The sequence below is a fragment of the Gluconobacter morbifer G707 genome (assembly GCF_000234355.1).
GTDB lineage: Bacteria > Pseudomonadota > Alphaproteobacteria > Acetobacterales > Acetobacteraceae > Gluconobacter > Gluconobacter morbifer.
Window position 1 is genome coordinate 25,867 of record NZ_AGQV01000006.1, and the last position, 13,719, is coordinate 39,585.

General features: G+C 59.5%; 17 protein-coding genes and 1 tRNA gene. 8 read left to right on the top strand and 10 right to left on the bottom strand.

Annotated elements, in window-relative coordinates:
* Window positions 1-17 precede the first annotated feature (17 nt).
* Genes hemJ through hemE form a run of 3 tightly spaced genes read right to left on the bottom strand, consistent with a single transcriptional unit; the run spans window position 18 to window position 2,220 of the window.
* Window positions 18-470 carry a protoporphyrinogen oxidase HemJ gene (gene hemJ, locus GMO_RS08955; RefSeq protein ID WP_008852055.1) on the bottom strand — a complete coding sequence of 151 codons (453 nt, stop codon included), beginning with the start codon at window positions 468-470 and terminating at the stop codon, window positions 18-20.
* Window positions 467-1,174 carry an HAD family hydrolase gene (locus GMO_RS08960; RefSeq protein ID WP_008852056.1) on the bottom strand — a complete coding sequence of 236 codons (708 nt, stop codon included), beginning with the start codon at window positions 1,172-1,174 and terminating at the stop codon, window positions 467-469. Before GMO_RS08960 ends, hemJ begins: the two co-directional genes overlap by 4 nt.
* Window positions 1,171-2,220: a uroporphyrinogen decarboxylase gene (hemE, locus tag GMO_RS08965; RefSeq protein ID WP_040508983.1), complete on the bottom strand. Its 1,050-nt coding sequence runs from the start codon at window positions 2,218-2,220 to the stop codon at window positions 1,171-1,173. Before hemE ends, GMO_RS08960 begins: the two co-directional genes overlap by 4 nt.
* A gap of 353 nt (window positions 2,221-2,573) precedes the next feature.
* Here hemE and GMO_RS08970 point away from each other — a divergent pair, with 353 nt between their 5' ends.
* Window positions 2,574-3,185, top strand: coding sequence for a Maf family protein (locus GMO_RS08970; protein WP_040508986.1), 612 nt, complete (start codon window positions 2,574-2,576; stop codon window positions 3,183-3,185).
* A gap of 93 nt (window positions 3,186-3,278) precedes the next feature.
* A tRNA-Ala gene (locus GMO_RS08975) sits at window positions 3,279-3,354 on the top strand.
* Between the two features lie 93 nt (window positions 3,355-3,447).
* Here the strand turns inward: GMO_RS08975 and GMO_RS08980 are convergent.
* A complete protein-coding gene (locus GMO_RS08980; protein ID WP_008852059.1) occupies window positions 3,448-3,933 on the bottom strand; it encodes a YbaK/EbsC family protein in 486 nt (161 codons plus the stop codon).
* A 65-nt stretch (window positions 3,934-3,998) separates the two neighbouring features.
* Between GMO_RS08980 and GMO_RS08985 the strand changes: the two genes are divergently transcribed.
* The 4 genes from GMO_RS08985 (at window position 3,999) to GMO_RS09000 (ending at window position 6,860) form a co-directional block, all read left to right on the top strand.
* A complete protein-coding gene (locus GMO_RS08985; protein ID WP_008852060.1) occupies window positions 3,999-4,445 on the top strand; it encodes a lytic transglycosylase domain-containing protein in 447 nt (148 codons plus the stop codon).
* An 88-nt stretch (window positions 4,446-4,533) separates the two neighbouring features.
* The gene (locus tag GMO_RS08990) at window positions 4,534-5,391 is read left to right on the top strand and encodes a metal ABC transporter solute-binding protein, Zn/Mn family (RefSeq protein ID WP_040508883.1); all 858 of its coding nucleotides are present in this window, start codon (window positions 4,534-4,536) and stop codon (window positions 5,389-5,391) included.
* On the top strand, window positions 5,384-6,058 hold the full coding sequence (locus tag GMO_RS08995; RefSeq protein WP_139064426.1) for a metal ABC transporter ATP-binding protein: 675 nt from the start codon (window positions 5,384-5,386) through the stop codon (window positions 6,056-6,058). Before GMO_RS08990 ends, GMO_RS08995 begins: the two co-directional genes overlap by 8 nt.
* Window positions 6,045-6,860 carry a metal ABC transporter permease gene (locus GMO_RS09000; protein ID WP_008852063.1) on the top strand — a complete coding sequence of 272 codons (816 nt, stop codon included), beginning with the start codon at window positions 6,045-6,047 and terminating at the stop codon, window positions 6,858-6,860. Before GMO_RS08995 ends, GMO_RS09000 begins: the two co-directional genes overlap by 14 nt.
* Here the strand turns inward: GMO_RS09000 and GMO_RS14865 are convergent.
* Window positions 6,838-6,972: a hypothetical protein gene (locus tag GMO_RS14865; RefSeq protein WP_008852064.1), complete on the bottom strand. Its 135-nt coding sequence runs from the start codon at window positions 6,970-6,972 to the stop codon at window positions 6,838-6,840. The genes GMO_RS09000 and GMO_RS14865 overlap by 23 nt on opposite strands.
* A 138-nt stretch (window positions 6,973-7,110) precedes the next feature.
* On the opposite strand from GMO_RS14865, the gene GMO_RS09005 reads away from it, so the two are divergent.
* Both GMO_RS09005 and GMO_RS09010 read left to right on the top strand, forming a co-directional pair.
* The gene (locus GMO_RS09005; RefSeq protein WP_040508994.1) at window positions 7,111-8,586 is read left to right on the top strand and encodes a sugar porter family MFS transporter; all 1,476 of its coding nucleotides are present in this window, start codon (window positions 7,111-7,113) and stop codon (window positions 8,584-8,586) included.
* A 29-nt stretch (window positions 8,587-8,615) separates the two neighbouring features.
* Window positions 8,616-9,053 carry an HIT family protein gene (locus GMO_RS09010; protein WP_008852067.1) on the top strand — a complete coding sequence of 146 codons (438 nt, stop codon included), beginning with the start codon at window positions 8,616-8,618 and terminating at the stop codon, window positions 9,051-9,053.
* A 2-nt stretch (window positions 9,054-9,055) separates the two neighbouring features.
* Here the strand turns inward: GMO_RS09010 and GMO_RS09015 are convergent, their stop codons facing one another.
* From GMO_RS09015 to rfbB, 5 genes are all read right to left on the bottom strand, one after another.
* On the bottom strand, window positions 9,056-10,057 hold the full coding sequence (locus tag GMO_RS09015; RefSeq protein WP_008852068.1) for a glycosyltransferase: 1,002 nt from the start codon (window positions 10,055-10,057) through the stop codon (window positions 9,056-9,058).
* Window positions 10,058-10,139: 82 nt separating this feature from the next.
* On the bottom strand, window positions 10,140-11,030 hold the full coding sequence (gene rfbD / locus GMO_RS09020) for a dTDP-4-dehydrorhamnose reductase (RefSeq protein ID WP_008852069.1): 891 nt from the start codon (window positions 11,028-11,030) through the stop codon (window positions 10,140-10,142).
* Between the two features lie 8 nt (window positions 11,031-11,038).
* On the bottom strand, window positions 11,039-11,602 hold the full coding sequence (gene rfbC / locus GMO_RS09025; RefSeq protein WP_008852070.1) for a dTDP-4-dehydrorhamnose 3,5-epimerase: 564 nt from the start codon (window positions 11,600-11,602) through the stop codon (window positions 11,039-11,041).
* A 73-nt stretch (window positions 11,603-11,675) separates the two neighbouring features.
* Window positions 11,676-12,563 carry a glucose-1-phosphate thymidylyltransferase RfbA gene (rfbA, locus tag GMO_RS09030; RefSeq protein WP_175282609.1) on the bottom strand — a complete coding sequence of 296 codons (888 nt, stop codon included), beginning with the start codon at window positions 12,561-12,563 and terminating at the stop codon, window positions 11,676-11,678.
* 20 nt (window positions 12,564-12,583) lie between these two features.
* Complete coding sequence (rfbB, locus tag GMO_RS09035; protein WP_040508884.1) at window positions 12,584-13,639, bottom strand: dTDP-glucose 4,6-dehydratase; 1,056 nt, start codon at window positions 13,637-13,639, stop codon at window positions 12,584-12,586.
* Window positions 13,640-13,719 lie beyond the last annotated feature (80 nt).

Below are 13,719 nucleotides of genomic sequence, written 5' to 3' on the forward strand. Positions count from 1 at the left end.
CCCGTGACGACCGGGTTTCAGAAACCCGGTCGGACAACGATCATGATGACGATGATCGCCATGAGGATCGTCGGAACTTCATTTGCGATGCGATAGTATTTCTCAGGATGGGTATTGCGGTCTTCCGCGAATTCCCGCCGCCATTTGGCGCACATGCCATGAAATGCGAAAAGGCCGAAAACACAGGCAAGCTTCGTCCACCACCATCCTGCGCTCCAGTCAATGACGCCGGGGATGGAGGCCATGGCTCCACCCGCAAGAAGCGTCACAATCATGGCCGGGGTCATGATCTGCCGCAGGAGCTTGCGTTCCATAACCTTGAAACGTTCGCTTTCCGTAGAGCCCGGCGCCGTCTGGCAATGGTACACGTAGAGGCGCGGGAGATAGAACATGGCCGCCATCCATGCGATGAAAGCCATGATGTGCAGTGACAGGAGCCAGCTCAGATGGGCGGCGAGAAAGTCTGTCATGCCTGCGCCTTCTGGCTTTCAAGCGTTTTCCGGAGCAGTGGCACCAGCTGGGAGATATCGGTGATGCGAACGAAGCCCGGCGCCGGCCAGAAGGCGGGCAGGGGAAGGCCTTCGGCACGGAGGAGAACACAGGCCATTCCCGCCCGGCGCGCGGCTTCCGCTCCGGTATCGCTGTCTTCGATCACGAGACAGGAATCCGGCGTTACGCCTTCCGCCTTCGCCGCGTACAGATAGACCTCCGGAGAGGGTTTGGGATGGTTCATGTCATTGGCGGAGTGAACACGGTTTTCGGGGAAAAACTGCATCATATGACAGGCCTGGAACTTGGCTTCCATCTCCCGGACGGAAGAATTCGATCCGACACGAAACGGCACTCCCAGATGCCGCACGCCTTCGATCATTTCGGGCGCTCCCTCTACGGGAACTGCCATTTTCTTCATGAGCTGTACAAGGTTTTCGCGCATTCTGAGTGCCGTATCGTCTGGCAGACTGTGCCCCAGATCATGCTCCATTTCCTTCACGATCTGGGGCAGCGCCTTGCCCATGAAACGGTCATACGCTTCCTGATCCGAGATTTTCAGTCCCTGGGAACGTGCGAATTCCGCTGTTGCACGGCAGGACGGCTTCTCGCTGTCCACCAGTACGCCATCGCAATCGAAAATGATCAGCCTGAGATATCCGTTCGGATCAAGGGCGTTCGTCATATGGCGCGTACAGCCTCCACAAGTGCGGCAACATTTTCAGGCGGCGTATGCTGCATCACGCCGTGGCCGAGGTTGAAAACATGAGGTTTTCCGCGCATTGCATCACGAATGGCCTGTGCTTCACGAACCATCGGTTCGCCCCCGGCGAACAGGACCATCGGGTCCATGTTTCCCTGAAGCGTTACACCCGGCACGAGGTCGGAAATCTGCGCCGGATCAGCAACCGTATCCAGCGCCAGCGTGTTCACGCCGGTTTTTTCCGCATATTCCCGCACCATGATGCCGCCAAGCCGCGGGAAGCCAATGATCGGCGTCTGCGGATGACGTTCACGGATATGACGCACGATGCGCCGGGTTGGTTCAATCACATAGCGGCGGAAAGCGGAAGGCGGCAGGATTCCGGCCCAGGAATCGAACAGCATCACCGCTTCCGCCCCGGCTTCGATCTGGCCGCAGAGCATCTCAGCAGTACTGGTCGTCAGGGTTTCGATCAGACGGTCGAAAAGAGCCGGTTCAGTCTGCATCATGGTGCGGGTATGGACGAAATCCCGTGATCCTCCGCCCTCGACCATGTAGCACGAAACCGTAAAAGGACTGCCGGCGAAGCCCAGGAGCGTTGTGACATCCGGCAGTTCCCGTGACAGGCGGAACAGTGTTTCCCGGACAGGAGCGGTAGCGTCCTTTACGTGGCGGGGATCAAGTTTCGCGAGATCGGCTTCGGAGCGGATTGCGCCCAGCACGGGGCCGCGTCCGTCAATGAATTCAAGGGACTGACCCATGGCCCAGGGCAGGATCAGGATATCGGAAAACAGGATCGCCCCATCCATGCCGTAACGCCGGATCGGCTGGATGGTCAGTTCTGTTGCGATGTCGGGCGTCATGCAGCGGGTCAGGAAATCGGCCTTTTCGCGCATGGCGCGGAATTCCGGGAGGTAACGGCCGGCCTGACGCATCAGCCAGATCGGAGGAGGCCAGACCGCTTCTCCCCTGAGAGCTCTGAGAAGCGGCTTTGCCGACGGAGAAGGTGATGCGTTTTCCAAAATCATGCCGCCCACTAACCATGAAAGAAAAAAGAAAGAAATCCTGGAGGGATAGATGAACCCTGTGGATACCGGGGTACCCGGCTTTCTGGAAATGTACCCCGTCTTACCCACACTGTGTACAACTCGCGACTCCCGGGTTTGCAAGGGATGGAGGATTCTATCCCGAATTGCCCACAGAAGGGCTGTGTACAACCCCCAGTTTCCGGAGGTGTACCCCTTCATCCACGGTACTCGGTACCCGATTTGTGGACTCGGAGTACTATCCCCATGTACCCCAGTACTGACACAATCCTTTCACAGGACTACCCGCAGTACTGATGCAGGACCGGGCAGTCGATAGTACGGAGTCGTACTTCATGACCATGTTGAGTACTTCGCTGATCCTTGCCAGTGGTTCTTCTGCACGGAGGATGCTGCTGGAGAACAGTGGTCTGTCCGTCATCTGCCGTCCCGTGGATCTGGATGAAGAGTCCCTTCGGCTTCAATGTCAGGATCAGGGCCGGTCCCTGGCTGAGACCGCCATTGCCCTTGCCGATGCGAAAGCTGATCTGGCGTCCCGGGTTGCCGGGCCGGGCAAGCTGATCGTGGCGGCGGACCAGATCCTGGATCTGGAAGGCGAGGCGTTTGCAAAACCCCGTTCCTTTCAGGAGGCTCGACGGCACCTGCTGCGGTTGCGCAACCGGACCCATACCCTGCAATCCGCCGTGGTTCTGTACAGAGGAAAAGAGAAGCTGTGGGCTCATGTAGCGTCTCCTGTTCTGACCATGCGGAATTTTTCGGATGGTTTTCTGGACGCCTATCTGGCCCGGGAAGGAGAGGAGATCCTCTCCTGTGTCGGAGCCTACCGACTGGAAGGACTGGGCATTCAGCTTTTCTCGGAAATCCACGGCACCCATGATGCCATCCTTGGTCTGCCCGTGCTGCCGCTGCTGGATGTCCTGCGGAAGATAAAAGTGCTGGAGAGCTGAAAAATCTTCTTTTGACGCTTGTCAGGGGAGAATCAGGGCGATATACCGCCCTCATCCGGTCCCACCCCAATGGGATTGTCGATGAAACAGTGTGGGGCCATAGCTCAGTTGGGAGAGCGCTTGAATGGCATTCAAGAGGTCGTGAGTTCGATTCTCATTGGCTCCACCAGTTTCCTCTTTTTCTCCTGAAAATTGATTTTCTTGTTTTTTCGCTGATGCGGAGTTGCGTCGTCCTGTTCAGGCGATGGCGTTGACGGATGGATCAGCCCGGAGGCTTGACCAGATCCGCTGTGATTCCGTTCGTTGCGGTCAGGGCGTCCTGTGGGGAAAGTTCCAGCAGCAGACCCTGTGCGCCACCGTTGATGACGATGGGTGCTCCGTCCATGGCGCATTGTTCGAATGCGGTGGGAACAGTGCTGCGCTGTCCGAAGGGGCTGACGCCACCGATACGGTATCCCGTGCGCTGTTCGGCGTCCGGACGGGAGAGCATCTTGGCTTTCCGGCCACCGAACGCACTGACAACCCGCGTGAAATCCAGTTCACGGTCCGCAGGAAGGACCACGCAGGCCGGGCGCCCATCCAACTGCACCATCAGCGTCTTGAGAACATGGTCCGGTGAGAGGCCAAGGGCTGCCGCTGCGGCCACGCCGAGTTTTCCGGCCGAAGGATCATAGTCATAAACCCGGCGTTCATACGGAATGCCGAGTGCGTCCAGTGTCAGGGTTGCGGAAGTGTCCTGTTCGCTCATCTGGGAGTCCTCATTATCGTCAAATGGCGTACAGGATGGTAGGGTGTTGCGGGGGATGCTAGGGTATGACCCTGGCTTTCATCATCGAAGGCGGTTTTCCGATGGCTGCATCCCTGCTGGCCTGCATGCTGGCTTCTGCTCTTCATTATCATGTTCCACCCCGAATTTTGCCCGCCATCCAGCGGGTGGAAGGGGGAATGACGGGAAATATCAGCCATAATACGGACGGTTCGGTCGATATCGGGCTCATGCAGATCAACTCGCGCTGGATCCTGCCAATCGCGGGCATGACACAACTTCAGCCGTCCCAGGTGGCGGCGCGTCTGGCGCTGGACCCGTGTTTCAATATCGCCGCTGCGGCCATGATCCTGCATCGCGCCCTTGCGCAGGAGCACGGCAACATCATGCAGGCGATCGGGGATTACCATTCCCGGACCCTTCCCCTGAACCTGGCCTATCAGCGCAGGGTCATCGCGGCGGCATCGGAGTTGTATTTCCGGAAAAGAGCCTGATTTCGGAGCATTGAGGACCGGGAAGGATGGCCAGGGAGGAGATGTTATCTTATAACGCCCGCTTTGCCAGTCTGTGCCGAGGATTGTCATGCGCCGTTTTATGGCCCCGTTTCTGGCCGGGCTGTTTTTGCTTCTTCCCGCGTACGGCAGTGCCGCGCCTCTGCCCGTGGTCTGTGTGGAAGCAGTGTGGTGCGATATTGCTGCGCAGATCGGTGGCAAGGATGTCCGGACACAGGCACTTTTCTCCATGCCGGGTCTTGATCCTCACGATCTGACGCCGTCGCCCTCCATGGCGCGGGCCCTAGTGGAGGGGTCTTTCGTCATCATCAATGGCGCGACATACGATGACTGGGCACGTCCGTTTGTTGCAGGCCGCCCTGACCGTCTGATTGTCGCGGATCTGGCCGAATGGCAGCCGGGCCAGAACCCGCATCTTTTTTTCGATACGGCTGTCGTGCGGCAGGTGGCGCAGGATCTTGCAGCATGGTTCGGGCGGCAGTCCGGGCTTGACCAAGAGGGCGTGCAGAGTCGTCTGGCGGCTTTTCTGCACCAGGTGGATGGCGTGGATGCCGTCCTGTCCGACATGCGCGCGCGCCATGGAGGCACACCCATTGCGGCTGTTGAGCCGGTTGGGCAACCGCTTCTGGAAAAGGCGGGGCTTCATCTCGTGGATCAGGCTTTTGCCTATGCGATCATGAACCATGTGACACCATCTCCCCGGGACGTGGCGCAGCTGGATCAGGTGCTGGCCCGGAAGGAGGTGCGGATGCTGGTTGTCAATCCGGCCATTCATTCTCCTCAGATTGACCGTCTGTTGGAACAAGCCGCGGCGGATGGGGTGCCGCAGGTCAGGCTCGGGGAAATCTTGTCCCCGGGACAGACCTGGCAGGGTTGGGTCGGGGCGTTCCTTCAGGCTGTTGGACAGGTTCTTGATGGCCATGCCTAATATTTCCGGGCCTGGTTTTCTGGAGTTTCAGGACGTGACACTGTTCGCCGGACGGAAAAATGTCCTAGATCATGTGTCATGCACTATTCCCCTGACGGACATGACTCTTCTGACGGGACGCAATGGTGTGGGAAAATCCACTCTTCTGCGGGCCATGCTGGGGCTTTGCCCGGTGCAGGGCGGAAAGATCCTGATTGACGGGGCTGCTCCTGTCCGGGCCCGGCGTCGGATTGGTTACATGCCACAGCGCGTGACGGATGCAGCGCTTCTGGTCCCGGCCATTAGTCACGTTCTGGCTGCCATCGGTGGAACGGGCTGGGGTTTCCCCCTGAACTGGCGTTCGCGCCAGCGGGAAGCGGAACGGTTGCTGGATCTGACAGGGGCGGGTTGTTTTGCATCCCGTCCGCTTGGGCTTCTGTCGGGCGGTGAGAGGCAGCGGATCGGTCTGGCGCAGGCTCTGGCGGATGTGCCGTCGTTGTTGTTGCTGGATGAGCCGCTGGCCGCGCTCGATCAGGCGGGACAGAGGCAGATTGTCACGTTGCTGGAGACCCTGATCCGCAAGCTGGGGATCGGGGTCCTGATGACGTCCCATGAGGTTCTGGCGCTGGAGGGGCAGGTCAGCCGGAAGCTGCATCTGGCGGAAGGAGCGCTGCATGTTCGAATTTGATTTCATGCGGCATGCCTTCGAGGGCAGTGCGATCGTTTCCGTGATGGCGGGATCGGTCGGGTGGTTCCTGAGTCTGCGTCGACAGGCTTTTGCGGCACATGCCCTGTCCCATGTCGGGTTCAGCGGAGCAGCGGGCGCGGTCTGGCTGGGATATCCTCCATTGGGAGGGATGGTGCTGTTCAGTCTCCTGACCGGACTGGCCATGGGCTGTGAGCGTGATGCTGGCGAGGGGGCTTCCGTCCAGCGGGACAGCTCGATCGGGCTGGTTCTTGCGGCCAGTCTCGGACTGGGGACGTGGTTTCTGCACAAGGCCAACGGGGCATCCAGTCTTGCGACGACGCTGCTTTTCGGGGATGTGCTGGGGATTGACGGACGGACGCTTGGTGAGCTGGGCGTGGTGGCTCTGATTTGTCTGACGGGGCTGACGATGCTGGCCCGGCCTTTGCTGTTTGCCAGTCTTGCTCCTGAAGTGGCGCGGGCCAGAGGCGTGCCTGTCAGGGCGGTGTCTCTGGCGTTCATGCTTGTCGCGGCGCTGACCTGCGCTGCCTGCGCGGAGGTTGCGGGGGCTTTGCTGGCGTTCAGTCTGATGATCGGCCCGGCGGCGGGAGCGCTGCGGCTGTCCCTGCGGCCGCTGGCGGGGCTGGTGTTCTCGGTTGGGGGCGCGCTGGTGCTGTCATGGGGCGGGTTGGTGCTGTCATGGCAGACGGATGTGCCCGTGCCCTTCTGGACCGGAATGGGGGCGGCTGGTGTTTACGGACTGGCGTGTCTGGGCAGCCGGTTCAGGACCCTTTCATGTGCGTGAGTTTCAGATGAACCAGCACGATGAAGGCGATCAGCAGAACATGCATGATGATCAGCGCCTTCATCGTGATGACGCGCGCATCCTTGGTTGTATCGGGAACTTCACTCGGCACTGGCTGTCTCCTCTGCCTCTTTTTCAGGAATAGCCTGTACTGCCGGGATTGGCCAGATTGGACGTCACCAGCATTTCATCGAGATTGTTCCGGAAAAAGCGCGAAAAACTATCGCGGTTCCGGTATGTTATGAATGTTATGTCAAATGATACAAAAAATTCCCGACCTGAGCGGGAGCATGTGGATCCCGCAACGATCCAGATTTCTCCCAATGCAAAGCTGACGCTTTTCCTGGCTGCACTTGTGGCTGCCATCTGCGGCGGCCTTTACGGTTATGATACAGGTATCATTTCCGGCACGCTCCCCCTGATCGGCGATGATTTCGGGCTTAACGCTACCATGAAGGAGAGTGTTGCCTCGGCAATTCTTCTCGGGGCCATCTTCGGTGCCTTCGGTGCGGGGAACCTTTCGGAGAAATACGGCCGCAGGGCGACGACCTGTATCGTCAGCGGTATTTTTGTCATGGGGGCCACGGCCTGTTCCATGGCGCCGGGTGTCTGGAGCCTGATTGCGGCGCGCTTTGTGCTGGGACTGGCGGTGGGTGGCTCCACGCAGGTCGTACCCATGTATATTTCCGAGCTGGCCCCGCAGGAGCGGCGCGGCACGCTGGTGACAATGTTCAATGTGGCCATAGGTCTTGGCATTCTCATTGCGAACATCATCGGATTTACGGAGCGCACCAACTGGGGCTGGCGTCCTATGGTGGGTATTGCTGCAGCACCGGCATTTCTGGTGTTTGTATCCATGTTCTTCATGCCCAAAAGTCCGCGCTGGGCGGCTGAAAATGAGGGTATCAAGAGCGCCATCGAACAGCTGAGCCGGATCCGGACGACCAAGCGCGCCGTGCGCCGGGAAATCCAGTCCATCCGTGAAAACGCCGTGAGTGATCCGAAAAACCGTGGCTGGGGCGGGCTGTTCCGTCCATGGGTCCGTCCGGCCCTGATCGCAGCGTTGGGTGTGGCGTTCTTCACCCAGTGCGGTGGGCTGGAGATGATGATCTATTATGCGCCGACCTTTCTGAATGATGCAGGTTTTGGCACGTCTTCCGCTCTGCTGGCGTCGCTCGGCGTGGCGGTTGTCTACTGCATCATGACCTTTCTGGGCTGCATGTTCGTGGACAGGATCGGCCGCCGTCGCCTGATGCTGGTCATGGGGCCGGGGGCTGCCCTGTCGCTGGTCGGGCTGGGCTTCATGTTCCTGAGCCATCCGGCACCGGGAAGTGTGGGAGCTTACATGATCGTGGCGTTCCTGCTGCTGTTCATGATGTTCAATTCCGGCGGGATCCAGGTCTGTGGCTGGCTTCTGGGGGCAGAGATGTTCCCACTTTCCATGCGCGGGCAGGCGACATCGCTTCATGCCGCCACGCTGTGGGGGGCAGATCTGCTCGTGACCAGTACGGCCCTGACGATGGCCGAGGCCATTGGTCTGACATGGACGATGTGGTTCTATGCGTTCGTCAACCTCGCTTCTGTTATATTCGTGTATTTCTTCGTGCCCGAGACGTCGGGGGCTTCGCTGGAAGACATTGAGGACGCCCTGCTTGAAAAGCGCTTCCGCCCGACGCCGGGGCACACCCGCATCGTTCCGGAAGAGGACGCCGAAGAAGCCGCATGATACGGTCTCCCTTTTGAGGGAGATTACTCATGGCGGATGTTATTGCAGAACGGGTTGTTGCCGCGCGGCGTGGTAACAACCCTTCTGTTATCGGGCGTATGAAATCCGGCTGGCTTGTCATGGGCGAGACGCAGCCGCTTCCAGGGTACTGTCAGCTTCTGGCCGATCCCGTTGTGCCGTCCATCAATGATCTCAAGGGTGCCGACCGTCTTCAGTATCTGTCGGACATGGCGGAAGCGGGCGATGCGCTTCTGGCCGTGACCGGCGCGACGCGGATCAATTACGAAACGTGGTGCAATCTCGCGCCATCCCTTCATACGCATCTCGTGCCCCGTTATGTGGATGAGCCCGAGGAAAAACGGATCAGGCCGGCTGGGACGGTCTATGATTATGCAACCGCGCGTCCCTTCAGCCCGGAGGTCGACCGGGCATTCATGGATGCCATGCGGAAGCGGCTGGGGCTTTAGGGTCAGGAGCGTAGGGTGCGCAGCAGATACCAGACCTGAAAGACGGCCGTTTCACACCAGGTCTGGCGTTTGAGATCTGGATACTGTTTCAGGATATGCAGGCGGGCGGAAAAGGATTTCGCCCGGGCTAGGGCTTCGAGCAGGCGCAGCGCTTCCGGAGACAGTATTTCCGACCATTCCAGCAGATAGCGGACATTGCCTTCAAAAATCGACATGAACACGTTCGGTCCGCGCCGGAGGGCAGCGTATCCGCGATGCAGGAGGGATGTCTGGGCGCCAATGGTGTTGCGTCCATGCTGCCTGTAATGACTGACGCAGCGATCGTCGAAAACGATCCTGCCACCGCTTCCGCTGGTCAGCAGGTAGGCCCACCAGTCATGCAGCACCGAAGGCGGGGGCGCATGATTCTGAAGGAGGTGATGGGTGGCGGCGTTGAAAAGGATCGTGTGGCCTGTTGCGATGTTCTGGGTCAGGGCATTGGGAAAACCGGGAGAACGGCGCAGGGGACTGGATTGTCCGATAATGTTCAGGTTCTCGTCCGTCAGGTACTGCCGGGCGCAGTAGAGGGCTGCGACATGCGCGGGGATCGGGGCAATGCTTTCCATGGCCCATGCCAGTTTCCGGGGATGCCAGACGTCGTCCTGATCGGCAAAGGCGACATGGGACGCTGTTGGAATGGCATTCAGAAGATAGGCGTATGAGGCGGCAACACCCAGTCGTCCCGGGTGGGACGTGATCTCGATGAAGCGTTCCTGACCGGCTCGGGCGGCGAATTCCCGCATGAGGATCGGTGAGTCGTCCGATGAGGCATCGTCCCGCCAGTACAGGAGCCAGTCCTCATGGGTCTGGGCCAGGATGCTCTCAAGTTGGGCGGGCAGGTAAGCTGCACCGTTATGGAGCGAGAGCAGGATGGCGATTGTGTCCGATCCCCGCTTCAGATGCGAGCCGGCTTCCCCGTTCAGGAAAGAATGCCGCATGGAGGCACCGGAAGGGGGAAGGGGCATGTCATCCTGAAGCAGGGTATGAGAAAAGGGGTAGAAAACGAATAGGGAAGTTCACACCAGACAGGCCGGTGTGAACCCGGGATCAGGCTGCTGAGAACAGTTTGTGAACCGTACGGGCAATGCTGTCCCGCCATTCAGGAAGGCGCACGCCGAAGATACGGTGCAGTTTCGTGTTATCCAGCCGGGAATCCTGCGGCCTTTTGGCCGGCGTTGGCCAGTCTTCAGTGCGGATGGCGGTAACGCTCGGCATGGACTGTCCGTGTTTCGCGGCTTCCTCAAGGGCTGCTACGGCCAAGCCATGCCATGTTGTCGAACCGGTTCCGCTGGCGTGATAGATACCGGCGTAATTGGCCTTCCACCCGTCTTTTTCGATCAGGTCGATAATGGCGAGGATGGCTTCCGCCAGGTCGTCCGAACTGGTCGGGTTGCCGTGCTGGTCTCCAACGACCTTCAGGGCCGGGTTCTTGGCGCCGGCATTGACCATGGTCTTGACGAAGTTCTTGCCATGCGCGGAATAGACCCACGCCGTGCGCAGAATGATACTTTTCGGGTTGGCCGCCAGAACCGCCTGTTCGCCGTCGGCTTTCGTGCTGCCATAGACGGTCTGCGGTGTGGTAGGGTCCTGCTCGGTATAGGGCTCGCCCTTGTCACCAGAAAAGACGTAGTCCGTCGAGACATGGATGAAAGGAATGCCGGCTTTCGCACAGGCCGCAGCGAGGGCGGCCGGACCGGAGCAGTTGGCGCGCTCGGCGCCTTCCTTTTCTGTTTCCGCCCGGTCAACCGCCGTCCATGCCGCAGCGTTCACGACGACGGAGGGATGGTATTTCGCGACAGTCGCGGCAATTGTTTCCGGATGGTCGAAATCAAATTCCGGGCGTCCGACCCGAACGACACGTGCGCCGCCAAGATTGGCGAGTGACGTGGCGAGCTGGCCGTTACCACCCGTTACGAGAATGGGGCCTGTACTGGACATGGTGCTGCTCACTTTTCGTACTGAAACCAGCCCTTGGCTTCGGAGAAATGCGGAGCGATCTTGTCCTTGTCGGACAGGACGGCGTCAGCTTCGGAAACCGGCCAGTCAATCTTGAGTTCCGGACAGTTCCAGATAACAGCGCGTTCAGAGACCTTGCTGTAGAGCGAGGTGCATTTGTACTGAACTTCGGTATTCTCGGCCAAAGTGACGAAACCATGCAGAAAGCCCGGCGGGATCCAGAGCTGCGACCAGTTTTCGGCTGAAAGCTCGGCAGCGACCCATTTGCCGTAGGTCGGGGAACCTGTGCGGGCATCCACCGCGACGTCCCAGATGGCGCCCTGCGTGACACGGACGAGCTTGCCCTGTTCATAGGGTGCGAGCTGACAGTGAAGGCCGCGGACCACGCCTTTCTGGCGGGAGAGGCTCTGGTTGTCCTGGACGAAAGGCAGGTCGATACCGGCTTCCGCCATGCGTTCGACATTGTAGGTTTCGGAAAAGAAACCGCGATTGTCACCGAAGCGCGGAGGCGTGACGAGAATGACCTCGGGGATGGCGAGACGTTCGACTTTCATGCGCGGGCTCCTTTGAAAATGATGTCATGCGGGGGCGCGAAAAACCGGGTTTCGCACCCCTGGAAATGTGGTTTCAGACGTCCGCCGTGGATTTGCTGCTGTCAGCCAGTTCGAGAAGCAGGCGGCCCAGTTCGGTCTTGCCCATTTTCTTTGCGTGATCGCGAAGCTGGTCGGCGTTGATGAACTTGTTGCGGAACGCCACTTCGGCGGGAGAACCGACCAGCATTCCCTGACGGGACTGGATGGTCTGAACGAAAGTGCCCGCCTGCATCAGGCTGTCGGGGATGCCGGCGTCAAGCCAGGCGCAGCCACGGCCGAGACGATCGACCTGAAGGGTGCCTTCTTCAAGATACATGCGGTTGAGGTCGGTGATTTCCAGTTCGCCACGCGGGCTGGGTTTTACCTTCTTGGCGAATTCCACGACGCGGCTGTCGTAAAAATATAACCCGGTGATGGCCCAGTTGGACGTCGGATGAGTAGGCTTTTCCTCGACTTTGAGGGCGCGGCCCGTTTCGTCGAAGGCTACCACGCCGTAGCGTTCCGGATCGCGGACCTGATAGGCGAAGACGGTGGCGCCTTCAGGACGGTTTGCAGCCGCGCGCAGCAGGACACCGAGGTGCTCGGAGAAAATCAGGTTGTCGCCCAAGGCGAGGGCACAGGGCGATCCCTGAATCCAGTCTTCCGCGATGAGGAAGGCCTGTGCCAGGCCGTCCGGAGTGGGCTGGACGCGGTATTCGAACCGGACGCCGAACTGGGAACCGTCCCCCAGAAGCCGCTGGAACTGCGGCATGTCATGGGGTGTCGTGATGATCATGATGTCCCTGATCCCCGCCAGCATCAGCGTGGAAAGGGGATAATAGACCATCGGCTTGTCATAGACGGGCAGCAGCTGTTTCGAACAGGCTATCGTCATGGGATACAGGCGCGTGCCCGAACCGCCGGCGAGGATAATGCCCTTCATGGGCTTGGTTTCTATCGTGCTCATGAACGTGTCCCCAGTCGCTGGCCAGTATAGCGCTTGGCGCGGATGCCTTCCCACCAGTCGCGGTTGTCGAGATACCACTGCACGGTCTTGCGAATGCCGCTGTCAAAGTCGTGTTCGGCCTTCCAGTGGAGCTCCTTCTCCGCATGGGAGGGATCGATCTCGTAGCGGAAGTCGTGACCCGGGCGGTCGCTCACGAAACGGATCAGGCGCTCACGCGGGCCGGCAGGATCGGGGGACAGCTCATCAAGGACGGAACAGATTTTCCTGACGACTTCCAGATTGGTACGAGGCTGGCGGGCACCGATGGCGTAGGTCTCGCCTGGCTTGCCGATTTCTACGGCCCGCACGAGGGCCTTGGCATGGTCCTCCACGAACAGCCAGTCACGGATGTTCTCGCCCTTGCCATAGACAGGCAGGTCACGGCCTTCGATGGCGTTGATCGTCACAAGCGGGATCAGCTTTTCGGGGAAATGCCAGATGCCATAATTGTTGGTGGTGTTGGTGACGAAGGTGGGCAGGCCGTAGGTATGATGCCACGCGCGGACTAGATGATCAGAGGACGCCTTGGACGCGGAATAGGGGCTGCGCGGATCGTAGGGAGTGGTTTCCGTAAAGGGCGGATCGTTCGGTTCCAGATGGCCAAAGACTTCGTCTGTCGAGATGTGGTGGAAGCGGAATGCGGCCTTTTCTTCGTTTCCGAGCGTATTCCAGTATTTGCGGGCGGCTTCCAGAAGGGAATAGGTGCCGACCACGTTGGTCTGGATGAAAATGCCCGGACCGTCGATGGAGCGGTCGACATGGCTTTCCGCGGCCAGATGCATCACGGCGTCGGGGCGGTATTCCTCGAACAGACGTTGCATCTCGACGCCGTTGACGATGTTGGCACGGGCATGCGAGTACCGCGGATCCCCTGCAACTTCCGCGACCGTGTCTTCCGAAGCGGCATAGGTCATGCAGTCAACGTTCAGGACACTGTGTTCTGTATTCTTGATCAGATGACGCACTACGGCCGACCCGATGAAGCCGCATCCGCCTGTCAGCAAAATCCGCATATCTTTTCCTCAGCATGCCAGATGAGGTTCTACCCTCACCAGTTTGGCAAGTATCTTACAGAGTTGTCGAAGAGGCGCAA

Bases quoted from the DNA above. Each gene is read 5' to 3' on its own strand.
- hemE (WP_040508983.1), bottom strand. From the start codon at position 2,220: ATGATTTTGGAAAACGCATCACCTTCTCCGTCGGCAAAGCCGCTTCTC.
- hemJ (WP_008852055.1), bottom strand. From the start codon at position 470: ATGACAGACTTTCTCGCCGCCCATCTGAGCTGGCTCCTGTCACTGCAC.
- GMO_RS09000 (WP_008852063.1), top strand. From the start codon at position 6,045: ATGTTCGAATTTGATTTCATGCGGCATGCCTTCGAGGGCAGTGCGATC.
- GMO_RS09010 (WP_008852067.1), top strand. From the start codon at position 8,616: ATGGCGGATGTTATTGCAGAACGGGTTGTTGCCGCGCGGCGTGGTAAC.
- GMO_RS09005 (WP_040508994.1), top strand. From the start codon at position 7,111: ATGTCAAATGATACAAAAAATTCCCGACCTGAGCGGGAGCATGTGGAT.
- GMO_RS08985 (WP_008852060.1), top strand. From the start codon at position 3,999: ATGACCCTGGCTTTCATCATCGAAGGCGGTTTTCCGATGGCTGCATCC.
- rfbD (WP_008852069.1), bottom strand. From the start codon at position 11,030: ATGTCCAGTACAGGCCCCATTCTCGTAACGGGTGGTAACGGCCAGCTC.
- rfbB (WP_040508884.1), bottom strand. From the start codon at position 13,639: ATGCGGATTTTGCTGACAGGCGGATGCGGCTTCATCGGGTCGGCCGTA.
- rfbA (WP_175282609.1), bottom strand. From the start codon at position 12,563: ATGAAGGGCATTATCCTCGCCGGCGGTTCGGGCACGCGCCTGTATCCC.
- GMO_RS08995 (WP_139064426.1), top strand. From the start codon at position 5,384: ATGCCTAATATTTCCGGGCCTGGTTTTCTGGAGTTTCAGGACGTGACA.
- GMO_RS08980 (WP_008852059.1), bottom strand. From the start codon at position 3,933: ATGAGCGAACAGGACACTTCCGCAACCCTGACACTGGACGCACTCGGC.
- rfbC (WP_008852070.1), bottom strand. From the start codon at position 11,602: ATGAAAGTCGAACGTCTCGCCATCCCCGAGGTCATTCTCGTCACGCCT.
- GMO_RS08990 (WP_040508883.1), top strand. From the start codon at position 4,534: ATGCGCCGTTTTATGGCCCCGTTTCTGGCCGGGCTGTTTTTGCTTCTT.
- GMO_RS09015 (WP_008852068.1), bottom strand. From the start codon at position 10,057: ATGCCCCTTCCCCCTTCCGGTGCCTCCATGCGGCATTCTTTCCTGAAC.
- GMO_RS08970 (WP_040508986.1), top strand. From the start codon at position 2,574: ATGACCATGTTGAGTACTTCGCTGATCCTTGCCAGTGGTTCTTCTGCA.
- GMO_RS08960 (WP_008852056.1), bottom strand. From the start codon at position 1,174: ATGACGAACGCCCTTGATCCGAACGGATATCTCAGGCTGATCATTTTC.